This window comes from Microcystis sp. BLCC-F210 (genome assembly GCF_042134685.1).
GTDB lineage: Bacteria > Cyanobacteriota > Cyanobacteriia > Cyanobacteriales > Microcystaceae > Microcystis > Microcystis aeruginosa_D.
This window is the reverse complement of the sequence record NZ_CP169647.1, coordinates 1232501-1250772: the sequence shown is the minus strand read 5'-3', so window position 1 is coordinate 1250772 and position 18272 is coordinate 1232501. Positions and strand designations below refer to the sequence as shown.

Below are 18272 nucleotides of genomic sequence, written 5' to 3'. Positions count from 1 at the left end.
TCCTTTATGATCGATATAGATTAACTTTTGTAAAGGAATCGGAGTTATGGCTTTAACCGTTGGAACAATCGCACCGAACTTTACCACCACCGACGATACTGGAAAAACCGTTTCCCTGTCGGATTTTCAAGGTAAAGTCGTAGTTTTATACTTCTATCCCAAAGATGATACCCCCGGCTGCACCAAGCAAGCGCAAAGCTTCCGGGATAACTACGAACAATACCAAGACAAGGAAATAGTAGTCTTCGGGGTGAGCAGGGATGACCAGGGTTCCCATGCACAATTTAAAGAAAAATACAGTTTACCCTTCCAATTGCTCGTAGATACCGATGGTGCTATCACCAAAGCTTATGATGTCGATGGTGGTGGCTATTCTAAGCGCGTCACCTATATCATCGATGCAGAAGGCAAAATTAGCCATGTGGATGACAAAGTGAATACCGCTAGTCACGCATCGGATATTCTCTGTGTGGTCGGTTAATTTTTCCTAAAATCTTTTCTGGGTGTGTTAGGGGGGCCTAATACACCCGATATCTATTTTTTAGTTCACTGATAATCAGTTTTTAATAACCGGATTGAGTATGACTAAATAGGGCCTGCTGATGATGAACTGAATATCAAAAATCGGACTAAAATAATACTATTATCAAATATCTTGGTGGGATTAATCGGCAATCATGGTTAAGTTTAGCAAGTACCTAAAGAGGTTTGGGATTGTTGTTGGAGTGGCTTTTTTGTTGTTGGTTACTCACCGAGCGGCTCCCCGAAAGGCAGTGGAAAATGAGCAGATGAAGGGGGTTTGGTTAACCAATATTGGCACGATATTGTTACATCACACTACGTCCTTAGACGAGGTGTTAAATCATCTTTCGCGATCGGGTTATGACCGGGTGTATTTTAGTGTTTATGGGTTTAGGGGAACGCTTTATCCGACTTCCCAACGTCCGACGAATTGGTTGTTTGTGCCGCCGTTGAGCAATCCTTGGAGAGCGGCGGTTAAGGAGTCTTTACGGCAGGGTTTGAAGCCCTATGCTTGGTTTGAGTATGGTTTGATGTTATCCCCTAATGATCCCATTGCCAAAAAGCATCCGGATTGGCTATTAAAAACGCCCGCAGGGAAGACGGTGGTGGAAACCAATGTCTGGTTAGATCCGGCGAATCCGCAGGTACAAGCCTATCTTTTGGGCAATATGGAGGATATTTTAAAAGAAAAAGATTTGGCGGGGATTCAGTTAGATGATCATTGGGCAGTTCCGCGTGTTTTTGGTAATAAAAGTCAGGCTTTAACGAATTTAACTCGCAAGTTACATGATCATGTCAAGGCGATTAATCCCAAGTTGGTGGTGAGTCTTTCGCCTAATCCTCACTCTTTTGCGGTGAATAAATATAATCAAAATTGGTTGGCTTGGGTGCGTCAAGGGATTGTGGATGAGGTGGTCTTACAGATCTATCGGAAAACTCCCAATCAGGTGGCGGCAAGTCTTTCGGGATCGGGACTGGCGACAGCTTCCAGGTATGTGCCAGTGGGGGTGGGTTTATATGCGGGTTGGAATCCTGATTTTTCCTTAAAGGGTTTACAAGCTCAGGTGAGGACGGTGGAGCAGCAGGGTTATGGCTATTCGTTATTTTGTTGGGAGTTTGTGGTCATGCGTTATCTTTTTAATCATATTCCTCAGTTTTAAGTGAAAAGGCTAGTATAATTAAGGCTGTTCTAAGTAAGTGGTTCTAATTACATAGAAGATAGATTTTGCCTTCGATCTCCCCCTGCCTTCTAGGGTTGATTCATAGTAGGGTTGATTCATGAATCAACCCTACCCTGCCCCCCTTGATAAGGAGGGTGCCAATTCCCCCTTAATACTGGGGCTGATTCATTCTCCGAATCTAATTCTTTTTTTTGCTACTCTTAATGGCTTATGAGGTAAGCTAGGGAGTAGAGGAGTACAGGTTTTTGCTCTCATAGTAGATTGATTCATGAATCAATCTACCGTTAGAGGAGCCTCATACACCCAATGTTTATTTTCCAATTCACTGATACAATCGACCGCGCCAACTTTGGGGACGGGTAAAAGCAGAGATAAAAATGCGGATAACTGCCAGCGGATCCGCGAGGGGAGATAGCCAAAATAATCCTGAAGATAGATTGACTTTTTTCCCTCGATAGTAGCTGGGGAAAACGGCAAACAACAGGGCAAAACGAATCAATAACAGCAGCAGGTTTAAAGTCAAAACAATTTTTAAACTCAGGAAATTGTAGCCAAAAATCAAAGCTGTGAGCAGTAAAGGGGTGATAATTATCGGTAATCCCTGAGTAAGAGCTAATAAAGCTAAATCGCCCCATAATTGCCCCTGATAGGAGGCATCTTTGAGGTCAAGAGATCTGCCCCATTCGCGCCAAGTTTCCTTAAGTCCTTCGTACATCCGCACGCGAATCAACTTCGCCCCATCGAGAAATCCCACCCGATAGCCTTTCGTTGCCGCTAGACGGGCCAGGGTGACATCATCGCAAAAAGAACCTTTTGCCCCGCTATAACCGTCTAAAGCCGCTAAAACTGACCGCCGGCAGAGAAAACATTGACCATTGGCCATGACTCGTTGGGGATCTTGCCCGCGCACTCCGGCCGCATCAAAGCGATAGAGCAAAGTCATCAATAAAGCCGGCTGTAACCACCATTCTCCCGGATAGGAGAGGATAAATTGCGGCGACAGGGAAACTAAATCGTAACCTTCTGCGATCGCAGCTTTGACCAAACTAGCGACTAAATTTGCTTGGGGTTGGGTATCGGCATCAATGCCCAAAATCCAGTCACTTTCAGGAGAACTAAACAAAAAACCATTGTGTAACGCCCAGGGACGACCTACCCAATCGTAGGGCAAAGGATCATCGGTTTTCAGGCGAAAGCGGGGGTCTTTTGCCGCCATCTCTTTGACTTTTTCCCGCGTACCATCTTGGGAATTGCTATCGACAATCAGAATTTCTCGCACTTCGTAACTCTGTTGACTCAATCCCTGTAAACAACCGTCAATCCTGGCCACTTCGTTTAACGTCGGCACAATCACGCTTACTGTCCCTAACATCTCCGGGGTGGGGGGTTGGGGAGTCAGGGGAGGACGACGACTCGCCCCTTTTAGCAAACGGGAAAGAAGGATAAAAAAGGCAACAGCCTGAGACAGCAGTAGCCCCAGGCAGAATGCACCGAGAATTATCTCAGTTAACAACTTATTTGGCTCCTCTCACCGAAACAACGGGGATTTTTAGGGTTGTTACTTCGCTTGTCGGCACTGTTTGCCCGGAAGCAACAGTCTTGGCGCGATTATAGAGGAGTGTTAAAGGCAGAATACCGGTGAGTAATCCTAAGAAAATCGGCGGATAAATACCAGCGCCCATACTCATGACCGTAGCAAAGCCAAAATTACCTAAATACATCACAAAAGGCAGGGTTAAATCTTGACTTGGCAGTTTCACCGGTTGCACTTGCCAAATTAAAGTGGCTACCGTCATAAAAACACAACCCGTGCCAAACCAACCGGCAAAATTTTCGTAGGGCATCCCAAAAAAAGCCCCCGGTTGTTCCCAAATCCAGAAGGGGATGGTAGTTTGACTCATGGCCGGATCTAGGACAAAATCCCAGGAAGTTAATAATACCGCCCCGATAGCGATCGATCCTAGATTTTGTAGCCACTGGGGTATAGCAAGAGTGGATAAACCAACACGAGCGATGATATAGGCACTAAAACCGAGATAAAACCAAGATAGGGGGATAGTAAAGGGGACTAAACCCGCAATTTTGTAACCTAAGCCCGAAAGATAACGATAATGACCGAAAGGAAAGCCGGTACTGGTTCCCAAAAGTTCGCTACAAAGGGATAAACTGATAGCAGGAACCATGAATCCTAACCAGTGCCACACTCCTAGAGTCCGATAGGCATAAACAGCCACGGCTGCCATTCCTAACACCATATACACCACACCCCCCCCGGCCATTGACCAAGCAAAGAAGGTTTTGCCAAAATCTGGTAAATTGGCCACAAATTCGGGATGGGGCAGAACTAGCAACAATCCTGCTAGTCCAAAAGCCATCGATACAATATGACCGATGAGCAGAGCTTTTTCGATCGCAATTAGTCGTCTCATTAAATCTCTAGCGCTGCGAAGGGATAATCATTTTCAAGTTTACAAATCTTTATTAAAGAATTATTACGCAGATCGGTCACTTTCGGCAAAAAAGTTTCCCAGGGGCTAGGGATTGGCCTGTATTAGTTGTTTAGGAGTCAGTAGGCAGCAGTTAGGAGGGAGAAAAATCAATTAAATGGTCTATTTAGAGATTTTATGCTACTTTATACTTAGTTTTCTCATTTTTTCAACCCCCGAAAATTAATTATCCCAGAGACAAGGACTGAAAATGCCTGAAAATATATGTTAACAATCATGCTTTTAGCCTAAAAAAAAGGCCATTCTAGGGTTAAGTCCTTTCGATTACCCAAGGATGACAGCGGTTCTTAAAAAAACCCTCTCCATCAGACTCACCATAATTAAAACGGTAGCCTAGTTATGTCGGCAGAATCTAGACATCGGCGCTTACTTGCCAATCGATACCAACTGGTCGAGTTGATCGGTAGTGGTGCCATGGGACAAGTATATCGAGCAGAAGATAAACTCTTAGGTGGCGTAACCGTCGCCGTGAAATTCCTCTCGCAAACTCTTCTCAACAATAGAATGCGTGAGCGTTTCGAGCGAGAGGCAACTATTTCGGCACTTTTAGGCGAAAAAAGTATCCATATTGTTAAGGTTCGTGATTATGGTGTGGATGAAAAGGAAGTCCCCTTCTACGTCATGGAATTTTTGCAGGGGGAAAATATGGCTGAAATCATCAAATATCACCCGCTGCCTCTCCCGCGCTTCTTTCATCTCACCCGTCAAATTGGTTTCGGCCTAGAATGCGCCCATAAGGGTATTATCTTCCAAGGCGAAATCTGTCCAATTATTCACCGGGATATCAAACCAAGCAACATTATCGTCATTCAGGACTCAGGATTAGGGGAATTGGTGAAAATTCTCGATTTTGGCATCGCTAAACTCATCCAATCGGGAGAATCCCAAACCCAATCGTTTATGGGAACCTTAGCCTATTGTTCCCCAGAACAGATGGAAGGGAAAGAACTCGATCATCGTTCCGATATCTACAGTTTCGGGATTATGATGTACCAGATGATCACGGGAGAAACGCCCCTTTTTACCGATAATTCCTCCTTTGGCAGTTGGTATGAGGTTCACCACTACGCTGAACCCCGTCCCTTTAATCCTAGCTTGCAATTACCCCCAGAATTAGAACAGTTAATCCTGCGCTGTTTAGCCAAAGCACCCAGCGATCGACCGCAAAGTGTTACAGATATACTACAACGTCTCGAACGACTTGAACCCCTAGTTAAAAATGAAATAGTCAAAAAAACCGATAATGACACTGGCAAAACTAAAACCCTTGATGATTTAGATCGAACCAGTGTTGCTGCTAGTGCCAGGGATATCTGTCTCAAGTCCATTTGGCCCGAGGATAAACCGCGCCAAAAAATTGTCTTTCCACAATGTCTCTGGGCTGCTGACGGCGTTTTTGCCAGTTTATGGGTAATGTTGGATCGAGAAGATATCCCCGTCCGGGTTGCTAGTGTCCGTTATAATCAATTCCTCTTCTTACCCACACCCCACCCGATGATTCTCTGGATTACTGTCCTCTATCATCGTCAACAGGGTCCCCGTTGGTTGCCCTGTTATTTGGACTTAAAAACCCCCCAGGGTCAAAAAATGACCAAAACCCTTGGCGAAACTGGTCAATACTGGATTTTATTTTTCTCCCTCGAAGGCGGCCCGATCTGTGAAAATGTGATCACCGCTAATATTCCCCCCAATCAATGCCAAATTTTGCAGCAATGGGTGAGAGATAGTCAATTATCCCCAGTGGGCAGCCCGCAAATTAGCAAGCGGACGTTAAAACGGAAACTTGATGAACTTAAACCCCAGATTCTGGGCAAATTGGCTTCAGAATTACCCCCACAGCCCTAAAAAATTAGGGAGGCATTAACTAACCCCCCTTTTTATCTATACTACTCACCCAGATTACAGAGGTCGATAGACGCGATAATCAATATTGGGAAAAATATTGTCGATTTCCTCGACTTTTTCCAACCAACCAGCGTCAATCTTCTCGGATTTCACATCTTCATAGATTTTATTTAACCGCAGCAGATGGGAACGAGTGCGCCGGACAGCGTAGGGAACCATCGTACCGGTTCGCATAATAAACGCCCAGTCAGAAGATTGTGCTAATAATAACTCCCGGGCCGCCTGATTTAAAGCCCGTTCCTGCAATTCATCCTCCGCTTCATGATGACTTAATTCAATCATCCGTTCCGTGCCTTTGTGCAGGTGAGGATAGATCCAAGCGTTGGTTTCATTCAGCCAGTATTCGTGAAAACCCTTATAACCCCAACTGGATTGGGAAGGACGACAGACCTGCTGATGGGGGTTAGTCCGGAGATAATCGGCTAAATGGGTCATTTGATAGATATTTTGGTCATACCAGGACTTACGGAACAGAAAATCAATAAACCAGGGTCCCTCATACCACCAGTGACCAAATAACTCGGCATCGTAGGGAGAAACAACCAGAGGAGGACGGCCCATAATTCCGGCTAAACTCTCCACTTGCCGCTCGCGATTATACATAAAATTGCCCGCGTGTTCGGCGGCCTTTTCTTTGGCCCAGTAGGGGTCATAAAGCCCTTTTTCCGATAAACCACCGTCCCGGCTAGTAATTTTGTGGTATTTAATGCCTATATTCTTGCGTTGACCGTTGGGCATGATATAAGGCTTAATATATTCGTATTCCGCTTCCCAGCCCAAATCTTTATAGAATTCGCGATAGACCACATCCCCCGGATAACCAACTTGGGAAGACCAAACCTGTTGGGAAGATTCATGGTCACGACCGAAAGCGGCCACTCCAGTTTCTGTGAAAATGGGCGCATAACTGCCGTAACGGGGGCGCGGACGACCGTAGAGAATACCGTGGCCATCGACGAGGAAGTAACGAATGCCCGCATCGGCTAACATTCTTTCTACCCCTTCGTAGTAGGCACATTCCGGCAACCAAATGCCCTTGGGACGACGACCGAAATTTTCTTCGTAGTGTTGACAGGCCACCTCAATTTGCGCCCACACCGCTTGCGGGTACATTTTCATCAGGGGCATATAACCATGAGTCGCACCACAGGTGATAATTTCTAGGTTATTACTGTCGAGGAATTGTTTAAAGGCTTTGACCAGATCTCCATCGTATTTTTCCCAAGTTTGTCGGATACTTTGGAAGGATTCAGCGTAATATTCGGCTAAGTAGCGAATATGGCCATTATGTTGATTATGGTCGATTTCTTTAGCAATTAATTCTTCTAGCTTACCTAAGTGTTCTTCATAACGCTCTTGCAGTAACGGATCCCGCAGCATCGACACCAACGGCGGAGTCATGCTCATGGTCATTTTAAAATCGATACCGTCCCGCTTGAGACCTTCAAAAACTTGCAGGAGAGGGATGTAGGTTTCTGTGATTGCTTCGTATAACCATTCTTCTTCGAGGACGTAATCGCTTTCGGGATGGCGGACGAAAGGGAGATGCGCGTGGAGAACTAGGGCAACATAGCCAAAAGCCATAGGATTTCTTCTTAGAATTAAGGAATAAAACTTTAAGATTAGGTTGAGTAGATTTTATACTATCTTAAGCTTCTACAATAAAGAATATGATAAAAGTCGATCGACGATCGATCGATCTCCGCAATCCCTAGGTTTACTAATTTTCCGATGCTCCCATCTAACGAGCCACTGACTGCTTTAGGGAGAGAGACGACAACGCCTCTCTCGATTCAACTTTTGCTATTTGTTGATGACCGTCCCAGTTCTCAAGAAATTATCCGTCAAATTCAGGCCTATCTCCAGTCTTTAAAGTCTGATTACCCGATTGACCTACAAATCATCGAAATTCGCCAGCAACCTCATTTAGTCGAACATTTTCGCCTTGTAGCTACCCCAGCCTTGGTCAAAATCGCCCCCGGCCCCCGCCATACCCTCGCGGGCAGTAATCTGGTGGAACAGTTTAAAAAATGGTTGGTACGCTGGCAAAAAGCGATTAAAGAGGAGGTCAAAAATCATCACGCTGAGGATGAACAACGTCAAGAGGTGGAACATTCGGGCGAACTCATCCGCATTGCTGATGAGGTTTTTCGTCTTAAACAGGAAAAGGAAGAATTATTAGAACAATTAAAATTTAAAGACCAAATTTTGGCTATGTTAGCCCACGATTTACGCAGTCCTCTCACCGCTGCTTCCATCGCTGTGGAAACCCTCGAATTAGCCTATCATCAACCAGATACGGAGCGCAGTCTGCAATTACGAGAACAACTGCACCAACAGGCCCGCAAACAGTTCCGGATTATGAACCGTTTGATCACGGACATTCTACAAGCTTCTAAGAGCATGGCGGCGCAATTCACTCTCCAACAAAGTAAATTCTATCTGCAAGCCCTCTGTCAGGAAATTTTGTCTCAGTTTACCGATATTTTTCAAGAAAAGACTTTAATTTTCCAAAGCGATATCCCCCAAGATCTGCCCCCCGTCTATGCTGATGAGGAGTTAATCCGACAGGTGATTATTAATCTCTTGGAGAATGGGATCAAATATACCCCCCCCGGCGGCGCAATTACCCTTTCTGTTCTCCATCGTACTACTCAAAAAGTACAGGTGAGCATCAGTGATACCGGTCCCGGCATTCCCGAAGAAAAACAAGAGCATATTTTTGAGGGTCATGTGCGTCTCAAACGGGATGAGGGTAAAGAAGGTTATGGCATCGGTTTATCGGTTTGTCGCAAGATTATTCGCGCCCACTACGGTCAAATTTGGGTGGATAGTGTCCCTGACCAGGGCAGTAGTTTTCACTTTACTCTGCCAGTTTATCGCTAAAATGCTCGGCTAACCAAGCATCAATATCCCCTAAAACTAGGTCGGGGATTTCCCAGGGGAACAGATGCGCCGTATCGGGGTAACATTTCCACTGAGACAGTTTCAGGTTTTCGGCTGTTTCTTGGCTCGAAGCACTGGTAATATGGCGATCATTTGCCCCTGCCAGAACTAAGCAGGGAATTGTGATTTTGTCAAGAGATTTTAAACAATTGTAACCTTTTTTTAAAGCCCGATTTAAAGCGCGATTAGCAGCTGGAGAAGTGCCTAAGTAGGCGGGAACAGCATCTTGAGCGAGATATTTATAAGATATCGCTTGATGTTGTGAAAAAAGGTACTGAAACAGGGAACGACGGGCAAAAGTATCAATATTCCAACGCCATCCTGGTTTGATCTGATTGAGAATTGCCGCTATCCCCGTCAAGATCAGATCCGTGGTGGTGATGGGAGGATGACTACCCCAAGGCCGTCCGGCCGAGGCCACTAGAATTAAACCGGGAAAGCGATCGGGATGCCGCAATACTAATTCCAGGGCGATTATACCCCCCAAAGACCAACCGAGAATTAAACATTGCTGGATTTTTTGGCGATCGAGCAGCTCGATTAAATCCTCTAGATGTTCTTCTAGCTGAAAATCCAGGCGATAACGACTTTTCCCGTAGCCGCGCAGATCCGGGACCAGGGTTTGCCAGCGTTGGCAAAAATGATCGGTAAATACAGACATACTAACAGCCGAACCGGGATGACCGTGCAGACAGAGAATCGGATAGCCATTGCCTTTGATCTTAACGTTGAGAGCGATCGACATGGAGCAGTTATCAGTTATCAGTTATCAGTTACCAGTTATCAGTTATCAGTTATCAGTTACCAGTTATCAGTTATCAGATTTGAGTTTTAAGTGAGCAGTAAGTAGTCGTGCAAAATAAATTTCCTAGTGAAGATAGGGAAGAGGCAATAGGCAAGAGGCAAAAGCTTTATCGAAATGTGTAATTAATTTTGCTTAGGTACTTATGTATTAAACCTCTTGCATAATTAATTTTTCAGGGTTCAAAAATGGCAAAAATAAGGATTAAATGGCATAAAGTCTGTAAATAGACCATGTAACTGATTATTATTCATTCTTAATTCTCCTGACTACTGACTACTGGCTACTGACTCCTAACCCTAACAACAATTTTTGATTTTTACAAGAGGTCTATTAAGCGAGCAGTATTAAACAGCAGTTTCCTGCTGTCTTTTCACTGTTCACTGTTTACTGTTTACTGATCACTGATTATTGACTAGGATATATGAGCGATCGAGTCTCTGGTAAGTCATACTAGAGAATAGGAGAGAGTTGGTCTAGAGGTTGCGGAATCATTTTATCAATGATTCCGAGGAAAGTCCGAACTCCCGAAAGACCACACTTGCTGGATAACGTCCAGTGCGCGCGAGCGTGAGGATAGTGCCACAGAAAAATACCGCCCCCTTTTTCAGTGTTGCCAAAGGCACGGTGTAGCCGTCCAGTAAACAGTGATCGGTAAACAGTAACGAAAGTAAATTCACTGATAACTAATAACTTTCCACTGATAACTTTCCACTGATAACTGATAACTGATTGGGGGTAAGGGTGCAAAGGTGCGGTAAGAGCGCACCAGCAGTATCGAGAGGTACTGGCTCGGTAAACCCCGGTGGGGAGCAAGGTGGAGGGACAAAGGTTGGTCTTTTTCCTGTCCCGTTTTTAGGAACCGCTTGAGGTAATTGGTAACAATTATCCCAGATAGATAACCTCTATTCCAACAAAGGTAAAAGCAATTTTACTGCTGTTGGAAAATACAGAATTCGGCTTATGTCTGACTCTCTCCTTTATCAGTAATCAGTAATCAGTAATCAGTAATCAGTTACTGAAGGCAAAAGGCAAAGGCTCCAAAAAAGAATCTGGCAAATCTCCTACCTAAAAAGAAGGGTAGAAACTAAGTACATCAAAGCTTTTAGCTTAACAAATTAGGTTTTAGATTCGGCCTTTGTTACCAGTTCACTGTTTACTTTTTACTTTTTACTTTTTACTGATCATTGAAAAAAATCTCCCCACTTCATAATTTATAATTCATAATTTATAATTCCCGCTCCCATGTCCTTAAGTGATCTGCGTCGCCAAAAACAATTAAAAACCCTAGTGGAAAAGCTGGGTTTATCAGCTGATGTCCCCGTCAGGTGGGATTTATTGGATTTAGCTCTAACTCATCCCAGTGTTTCCCGTGATAAGAATTATGAACAATTGGAATTTGTGGGCGATTCTGTGGTAAGACTCGTGGCGGCGGAGGTATTGTTAGAAACCTATCCAGAGGCACTCGTGGGAGAATTTGCCGCGCTGCGATCGATGATGGTTAGCGATCGCACTCTGGCGGAATTTGCGGATCGCTACGGTTTCGAGCGTTATTTGTTGGTGTCAAGTAGTACGAGTATTGATCAAGCGGGGCGAATTTCCCGACTAGCAGACGCTTTTGAGGCGGTCTTGGGAGCTTTATATCTTAGTACAAAGACGATGGTTTTAGTGCGTTCTTGGTTAGATGAACCACTGCGGGAAAAAGCGGCCGAAATTCGTCGAGATCCGGCCCGACAGAATTATAAGGATGCCTTGCAGGAGTGGACACAAGCAAAATACAAAAAACTGCCGCAATATTTAGTTAAAGAAATCAATGGTTTAGAGCAAGAGCGTTTTTGTGCGGAAGTGTGGTTAAATGAGCAAAAATTAGGAGTGGGAACTGGCAGAAGCAAAAAAGCAGCGGAACAGGCAGCGGCGAAATCAGCTTTTCTAGAAGTGTTTAAAGGCTAAATGGAGGCATTTTTACCTAACGGACGAATTGCCAGAGGCGAATTTTAAAATCATAATTACCACTAGCCAAATACTGCCCATCGGGACTAAAAGCTAGGGATTCCACCCAGTCGGAATTATTATCAAACCAGGCCAATTGTTTACCCGTGGTCACATCCCATAAACGCACACCGTCATTACTGGCACTAGCGAGAATTTGTCCGTTAGGATGGAGTGCGAGGGAACGAATTCGGGCTGTATGACCGATGAGGGTAAATAATAACTGATTATTGCTCGTATCCCAGATTTTAATCGTGCGGTCTAAACTACCCGTAATTAAATTTTTACCGTCGGGAGTGTATAAAAGCTGGCTAACCGCTTGGGGATGGGCAGCAAATTTCGATAAAAATTTGCCCTCGCGGATGTCCCAAAAATGTACCTCACCGTCTTCATGACCACTAGCAAGGGTGACACCATCGGATTTCATCCCTAGGGAATAAACAAAATTACCCACCCAATTTAAACGATAGAGGGGACGACGGGGGGGTTGCACTGTCCAGAGGCGAATTCCTTCCAAACCACCACTAATTAACGTTTTACCATCGGGAGTAACGGTGAGGGCGAGGACAGTATTACCATGTTCGAGGGCAATTCCTAAATACTTGCCTTCCACCAGATTCCAAAAATTAATAGAACCATCTAAACCGCTACTAACTAATAATCTTTCGTTAGGACTAATAGCTAAAGCTTTGACGCTGGTTCTTTGGGCGCGAGTTTGGGAGACTTTTTGCCCTGTTTTTACCGACCAAATTCTCAGGAGAGGATCCGTATCACTACCACCAGCGAGAACTAATTGGTTATCGGGGCTGAAAATCACAGCATTCGGGGTGGATTGTTGCCCTTCTAAGGTTTTAGCGAGGGTAAGTCTGCCTAAACCTTCTACTAGGATAGTTTCTGGGGTTTTTTCGCCACTTTCAGCTGCGGGTTTAGGGGGGGCAATAGGACTTTGGGCCTGAGTAAGCTGATGTTGCCCGATTGTCAGCGTGGTTAGAACACTGACCACAATTGCCCCGACAAGTTTCTCCCCACCCGTAAATCGGAATTTCATAAATTTAGTTGAATATTAACAAATGAACGGTGCTATAGATTCTAGCCTTTGAGGGGATTGATTGCCAAGCAAGGTGGAATTTTTGAGCTAAGAAGGTCGATTTTTTTCGTTTTTCAGGTTTGGTAAAGCTACTTGACCTGATTGGGGCGGTAAATAGTATCTCGCCGCTTCTTCTCTGTTGATTTGCTCGGTTTTTTGGCTCTGTTGCCACCTAGCGAATATAGCGATCGCCATAATCGTTGCCCCTAAAGATAGCAGTGTCCATCTTTGTCCTAGAACCCCGATGATGACATCTACTGCCGCTGCGGTAAAGATAAAGCTAGTTATTGGTTCTTGACGGTAAGCTTTCTTGAGAAAACGCGGCCAGAGGAGATTACTCATTTTATCTATATATTTCTACGGTTTCGATAATTCCAGCTTATCCTAAATAGTTGGACAAAGGTAAAGTTAACTGTGGGGTAAGGAGCCGGTCGTCGGTCGTCAGTAAGAATTGCGGCAATTGAACTCCCAATACTCACCACCGGAGAATCCGATCCTTTAACAAATACAAAGAGACGATACCCTCTCAAAACCCGTTGATAGGATTATGGTAGTGACCGAAATTAACTTTTAAGAATCTATAATGGGCTTTATTGTCGATTATTATCTAAATAACGGCTAAATAGTCTGTTATATGCACTTTTTCTCGGTATTATCATGACCCATCCTCTGTACGTCGCTTTTATTTGGCATCAACACCAACCCCTCTACAAATCCTCTCAAACTAGCACCGATGCTTCGGGACAATATCGCTTACCCTGGGTGCGACTGCATGGAGTGAAAGATTATCTCGATTTAATCCTGATTCTAGAACGTTTTCCCAAATTACACCAAACCGTCAACCTTGTCCCCTCTTTAATCCTGCAATTAGAGGATTACGTCAACGGACTAGCTATAGACCCCTATCTTGCTCTCACCGTCACCCCAGAAGCGCAATTAACCCTGGCACAAAAACACTTTATCCTCGAACACTTTTTCGATGCTAACCATCGTACCCTGATCGATCCGCACCCCCGTTACGCCCAATTATACGCACAGCGTCAAGAAAACGGTCATAGTTGGTGTATTAACCATTGGCATCTGCAAGATTATAGCGATCTTTTGGCTTGGCATAACCTCGCTTGGATCGATCCTATCTTTCACAGTGACCCAGAAATCGCTACTTGGTTAGAACAGGGAAAAAACTTCACTTTAAGCGATCGCCAGCGAATTATCTCTAAACAGCGTCAAATTCTGCGTCGTATCTTGCCGCAACATCGGTTAATGCAGGAAACAGGACAACTAGAAATCATTACCAGTCCCTACACCCATCCGATTTTACCCCTGCTGGCCAACTCGGAAGCCGGCCGGGTAGCGGTGCCGAATATGACCCTTCCTCGCCAATATTTCCACTATCCTGAAGATATTTCGCGCCATCTCCGGAAAGCTTGGCAAATCTATATCGATCGCTTTGATAAACAACCTCGAGGACTTTGGCCCTCGGAACAATCCGTTAGTCCCGCAATTCTCCCCGCTGTTGCTAAACAGGGTTTTCAGTGGTTATGTTCCGATGAGGGAGTGTTAGGTTGGTCCCTGGGACATTACTTTCATCGCGACGAAAAGGGCAATATTAGCGAACCGGAATTGCTTTATCGTCCCTACCTTCTGGAAACTAGCAACGGCAATTTATCGATGGTTTTCCGGGATCATCGTCTCTCGGATCTGATCGGATTTAGCTATAGTGGCATGAAAGCGCAAGAGGCCGCTACAGACTTAGTTAAACACCTAGAAGCGATCGCCGAGCAACTGAAAACCAACGCAGAAACCACGACGCTAGAAAAACCCTGGTTAGTTACCATTGCGCTAGATGGCGAAAACTGCTGGGAAAACTATCATCAAGACGGTTTACCCTTCCTAGAGAACCTTTATCAACTTTTAAGCGACCACCAAGCGATCGAATTAGTCACTGTCTCGGAATATCTCGATCGCTTTCCGGCTAATGCTAAAATCCCTGTCAATCAACTTCATAGCGGCTCTTGGATCGATGCCAATTTTACCACTTGGATCGGCGATCCCGCTAAAAATAAAGCTTGGGAATATCTAATTTTAGCCCGTCAAACCCTCGCTAATCACCCGGAAGCGACGGAAGATAATAACCCCGATGCGTGGGAAGCATTGTATGCAGCGGAAGGTTCCGATTGGTTTTGGTGGTTTGGTTATGGCCATTCCTCCAATCATGACGCAATTTTTGACCAACTTTTCCGCGAACACCTAATCGCTCTTTATCAAGCTTTAAATGAGCCAATTCCATCTTATTTGCTCGAACCAGTGGAAGAACACGGGGATAAACAAAGTAATCGTCCACTAGCTTTTATTCACCCCATTATTGACGGTTTTGGGGACGAACAGGATTGGGATAAAGCTGGACGGATCGAAATTGGCGGCGCCAGTGGTACGATGCACCGGACTTCCTTAGTACAAAGGCTCTTTTTCGGTTGGGATCACCTCAATTTTTATCTGCGTTTCGATTGGAAACTGGGGGCAGAATTAGGCAAAGATATCCCGCCTGAAGTGCATTTATATTGGTATTATGACGAAGTGCATCGTCTGCAAAGTCCAATTCCTCTAACAGATATTCCTCCTCGATCGCCCCTCGATTACGGTTATCATCATCATCTAGGAGTTAATTTAATCACGGAATATACTTGGTTAGAAGTCGCTCAAGAATATTTTACGTGGCAACGAGTTCCTAGTAGTGCCAAAGCTTCTTTTAATCAATGTTTGGAGATTGCTGTCCCCTGGGAAGGATTACACATTGAACCCGATGCTCGTCTCCATCTAATCGCAGTTTTAGCTAATCAAGGTCAATACTATGATTTCCTCCCCGTTGAAGAATTAATCTTCCTGCAAAGACCTTAAATCAGTAATCAGTGATCAGTTATCAAACGTCAGCTAAAATTAGTTAAGTACCTAAGCAAAATTAATTAAACATATCTAACCACCTCTTGATAAGACCTCTTGCATAAGTCGAGACAAAATAAGATAAAATAGTCCAAGAGTTAAGATTGAAAGATGACTTACGAACAAGTAAAAACTTTACAGCCAACAGAGTTCAAACGCTTGTGTGGCATCTATCCAGAGACATTTAAGGATATGGTAACAGTCCTAAAGGCAGAAAAAGTTTGGCAAAAAAAGACAGGTAGACCGAGCAAATTGAGTACGGAAGACCAACTACTAATAACATTAAAATATTAGCGAGAATATCGCACCTATTTTCATCTGGGAAATAGTTGGGGTGTGAACGAATCAACGGCGTATAGAATTGTTAAAAAAGTAGAGAATATTCTCATCAAATCAGGTCTGTTTAATGTACCGAAAAAAATCCCTATTAGAAATTAATAGTGAAATAGAAGTAATAGTGGTGGATATGTCAGAACAGGAGATAGAAAGACCCCAAAAAAAACAGAAATCATACTATAGCGGGAAGCAGGGATACCACACATTAAAGTCCCAAGTCATTGCCGATCTCGCGCAGCGAGCGCGTTGCGACCAAAAAAGCGAGCAGGTAATCTGTGTCCGTTGTGAGAAAGGAAGAGTCCATGATTTTCGGTTGTGGAAAGAGAGTAAAATAGGGTTAAATAAGGAAATAGAAATATTAGGGGATAAAGGCTATCAATGGATTCAGAAAATCCATCAAAACAGTCAAATCCCTCATAAAAAAAGAAAAAAGAAAAACTAAGTAAAGAGCAAAAAAAAGCCAATCGTCAGTTATCACAACGGCGCATAGTTATAGAACATATTCATCGTCGTCTCAAAATATTTCGGATACTTTCATCAAGATACAGAAATCGCAGACGGCGATTTGGTCTGAAATTGAATTTGATTGCTGGTATCTACAATTACGAACTTCGTTACCGAGAAAAATATATATCTTGATTACTTTTGCAAGAGATCTAGTCATGTTCGGTAGTTTAAGCAAACGGTCAAGGTGCCAGTCCATGGTCTTACCTCCGACTCTGTATCTCCATTATACCTTTTCCCCCTCAACTCCAGTTGAGCCCATAAATAGTATTTTGTCAACCATTGCTTAAAATTACTAAGTAGTCGTGCAAAATTAATTTCCTAGTGAAGAAAGGCAAGAGGCAAGAGGTGGTTAGATGTATGTAATTAATTTTGCTTAGGTACTTACCAGGGCAAGCGCATCTTAACAATCCTTAACAAAATGAACTTTGTGTGGGTTGCTTGCCCAGAGGACGATTCAGGCATATTTGAGGAGAATTTGCCATCTCAATTGTTAAGCAAAAATCGACCAAATGTTAAGATTTCGTAACTATTCTGATTGACTGGTATCACCTGAAATGACCACACAGCAAGCGGATCACAAAATTGGCCAATTGTCAATAGATTTTGAGATGCTCTCACCCTGAAATTACTAACTCTTGACTTTTTCACAAAATTCATTATTTATTTTAACCATGGAGACAGGTCCCTTTGAATCAATTCTTGAAGATTTAATATATCTTCTCGATAAATGTTTATTAGTTGTTGCCTTAGGGTTTGTGTTAGTTGATGCTTGGCTAGATTAGAATTTATTACATTGTTAATTATTTTCTGTCGAAGGGAACGTGGAATAAGATGTTTAACAGAGGTGGTGATTAGATTTGGCTTTGACAAAAATTCATGCAATAATTTGTTTTTAGGGATACCAGTGACATTATATTTAGCAGAAGTATCTGGGATAAAATCTTGATCAACTCCAATGAAATCAAAGACATCTCTAATCAAGCAAGAGCGGTTGTTCACCAAATCTTCGTATAAATAAACTTTAATTTGATGGCTATCAAAAAGCCCAAAATACCGTTTTAGTTGCCGATAATAGAAGCCTTGATCTTGATAGCGCCACAGGAGAACCCAATTAAGTTTTATTCTCTCTTCTTCTGCTGCTAATGCACTAGAAAAATCAGTAATAGATTCGTAATTATCTCTAAGAGCGTGCATAAAAGCTGAATAAGCACGATCAGCAGGATATCTAAGAATTGCTATTAGTTTAACATCAGGTATATGGTATTGTATTCTCTCGGCGGCTTTAGGGAAAGAAAGATATAAAGTTGATGCCTCTCCAATTGCTACCTCGTTGGAAACGCCTTGAAAAAGATGGCGATATTCCTCTAGATCAACCACCACAGCACTGTTAATTATGTGGTCTTTCCCTTGAATTCCAGGACAAAGAAAATCTACTTGCTCATTTTCAAAAGCGAAAAAATAGGGTTCTTTCTTAGGACTTATGTAAACTTCTGGGTGTTGCGCCAAGTATTGAGCTAGGGATGTGGTGCTAGACTTTGGTGAACCAATAT

Annotated in this window: 13 protein-coding genes, 1 other RNA gene and 1 pseudogene; 8 read left to right on the top strand and 7 right to left on the bottom strand. The window is 43.6% G+C overall.

The features are described from left to right. Nucleotides 1-46 precede the first annotated feature (46 nt). A complete protein-coding gene (locus ACE3JL_RS05990) occupies nt 47-481 on the top strand; it encodes a peroxiredoxin (RefSeq protein WP_061431517.1) in 435 nt (144 codons plus the stop codon). Between the two features lie 196 nt (nt 482-677). Next, on the top strand, nt 678-1682 hold the full coding sequence (locus ACE3JL_RS05985) for a glycoside hydrolase family 10 protein (RefSeq protein WP_375329053.1): 1005 nt from the start codon (nt 678-680) through the stop codon (nt 1680-1682). Nucleotides 1683-2025: 343 nt separating this feature from the next. On the opposite strand, the gene cruG is transcribed toward ACE3JL_RS05985, so the two are convergent. Both cruG and cruF read right to left on the bottom strand, forming a co-directional pair. After that, nucleotides 2026-3216 carry a 2'-O-glycosyltransferase CruG gene (gene cruG / locus ACE3JL_RS05980; protein ID WP_375329052.1) on the bottom strand — a complete coding sequence of 397 codons (1191 nt, stop codon included), beginning with the start codon at nt 3214-3216 and terminating at the stop codon, nt 2026-2028. Nucleotide 3217: 1 nt separating this feature from the next. Further along, nucleotides 3218-4132, bottom strand: a complete 915-nt coding sequence (cruF, locus tag ACE3JL_RS05975) for a gamma-carotene 1'-hydroxylase CruF (protein ID WP_271988728.1) — start codon at nt 4130-4132, stop codon at nt 3218-3220. 417 nt (nt 4133-4549) lie between these two features. Here cruF and ACE3JL_RS05970 point away from each other — a divergent pair, with 417 nt between their 5' ends. Then, the gene (locus ACE3JL_RS05970; RefSeq protein WP_375329051.1) at nt 4550-6055 is read left to right on the top strand and encodes a serine/threonine-protein kinase; all 1506 of its coding nucleotides are present in this window, start codon (nt 4550-4552) and stop codon (nt 6053-6055) included. A 54-nt stretch (nt 6056-6109) separates the two neighbouring features. Here ACE3JL_RS05970 and ACE3JL_RS05965 read toward each other — a convergent pair whose 3' ends face one another. After that, nucleotides 6110-7699, bottom strand: a complete 1590-nt coding sequence (locus ACE3JL_RS05965; RefSeq protein WP_375329050.1) for a glycoside hydrolase family 57 protein — start codon at nt 7697-7699, stop codon at nt 6110-6112. Between the two features lie 147 nt (nt 7700-7846). Between ACE3JL_RS05965 and ACE3JL_RS05960 the strand changes: the two genes are divergently transcribed. Next, entirely contained in the window at nt 7847-9001 is a 1155-nt protein-coding gene (locus ACE3JL_RS05960) for a histidine kinase (RefSeq protein ID WP_271988731.1), read from the top strand. On the opposite strand, the gene ACE3JL_RS05955 is transcribed toward ACE3JL_RS05960, so the two are convergent. Further along, nucleotides 8979-9806 carry an alpha/beta fold hydrolase gene (locus tag ACE3JL_RS05955; protein WP_271988733.1) on the bottom strand — a complete coding sequence of 276 codons (828 nt, stop codon included), beginning with the start codon at nt 9804-9806 and terminating at the stop codon, nt 8979-8981. The genes ACE3JL_RS05960 and ACE3JL_RS05955 overlap by 23 nt on opposite strands. Before the next feature lie 524 nt (nt 9807-10330). On the opposite strand from ACE3JL_RS05955, the gene rnpB reads away from it, so the two are divergent. Both rnpB and rnc read left to right on the top strand, forming a co-directional pair. Next, nucleotides 10331-10842: RNase P RNA component class A (gene rnpB, locus ACE3JL_RS05950), an RNA gene on the top strand. 266 nt (nt 10843-11108) lie between these two features. Further along, the gene (gene rnc / locus ACE3JL_RS05945; RefSeq protein WP_375329049.1) at nt 11109-11813 is read left to right on the top strand and encodes a ribonuclease III; all 705 of its coding nucleotides are present in this window, start codon (nt 11109-11111) and stop codon (nt 11811-11813) included. A gap of 16 nt (nt 11814-11829) precedes the next feature. On the opposite strand, the gene ACE3JL_RS05940 is transcribed toward rnc, so the two are convergent. Together ACE3JL_RS05940 and ACE3JL_RS05935 are read right to left on the bottom strand one after the other, a co-directional pair. After that, nucleotides 11830-12900: a WD40 repeat domain-containing protein gene (locus ACE3JL_RS05940; protein WP_271988735.1), complete on the bottom strand. Its 1071-nt coding sequence runs from the start codon at nt 12898-12900 to the stop codon at nt 11830-11832. 87 nt (nt 12901-12987) lie between these two features. Next, a complete protein-coding gene (locus ACE3JL_RS05935; RefSeq protein ID WP_271988736.1) occupies nt 12988-13281 on the bottom strand; it encodes a hypothetical protein in 294 nt (97 codons plus the stop codon). Nucleotides 13282-13596: 315 nt separating this feature from the next. Here ACE3JL_RS05935 and ACE3JL_RS05930 point away from each other — a divergent pair, with 315 nt between their 5' ends. Together ACE3JL_RS05930 and ACE3JL_RS05925 are read left to right on the top strand one after the other, a co-directional pair. Next, nucleotides 13597-15837 (top strand): glycoside hydrolase, encoded by a 2241-nt coding sequence (locus ACE3JL_RS05930; RefSeq protein ID WP_375329048.1) that lies wholly within the window; start codon nt 13597-13599, stop codon nt 15835-15837. A gap of 153 nt (nt 15838-15990) precedes the next feature. Further along, nucleotides 15991-16854, top strand: a pseudogene (locus tag ACE3JL_RS05925) (IS5 family transposase). A gap of 528 nt (nt 16855-17382) precedes the next feature. Here the strand turns inward: ACE3JL_RS05925 and ACE3JL_RS05920 are convergent. Continuing rightward, complete coding sequence (locus ACE3JL_RS05920; protein WP_375329588.1) at nt 17383-18270, bottom strand: sulfotransferase; 888 nt, start codon at nt 18268-18270, stop codon at nt 17383-17385. Nucleotides 18271-18272 lie beyond the last annotated feature (2 nt).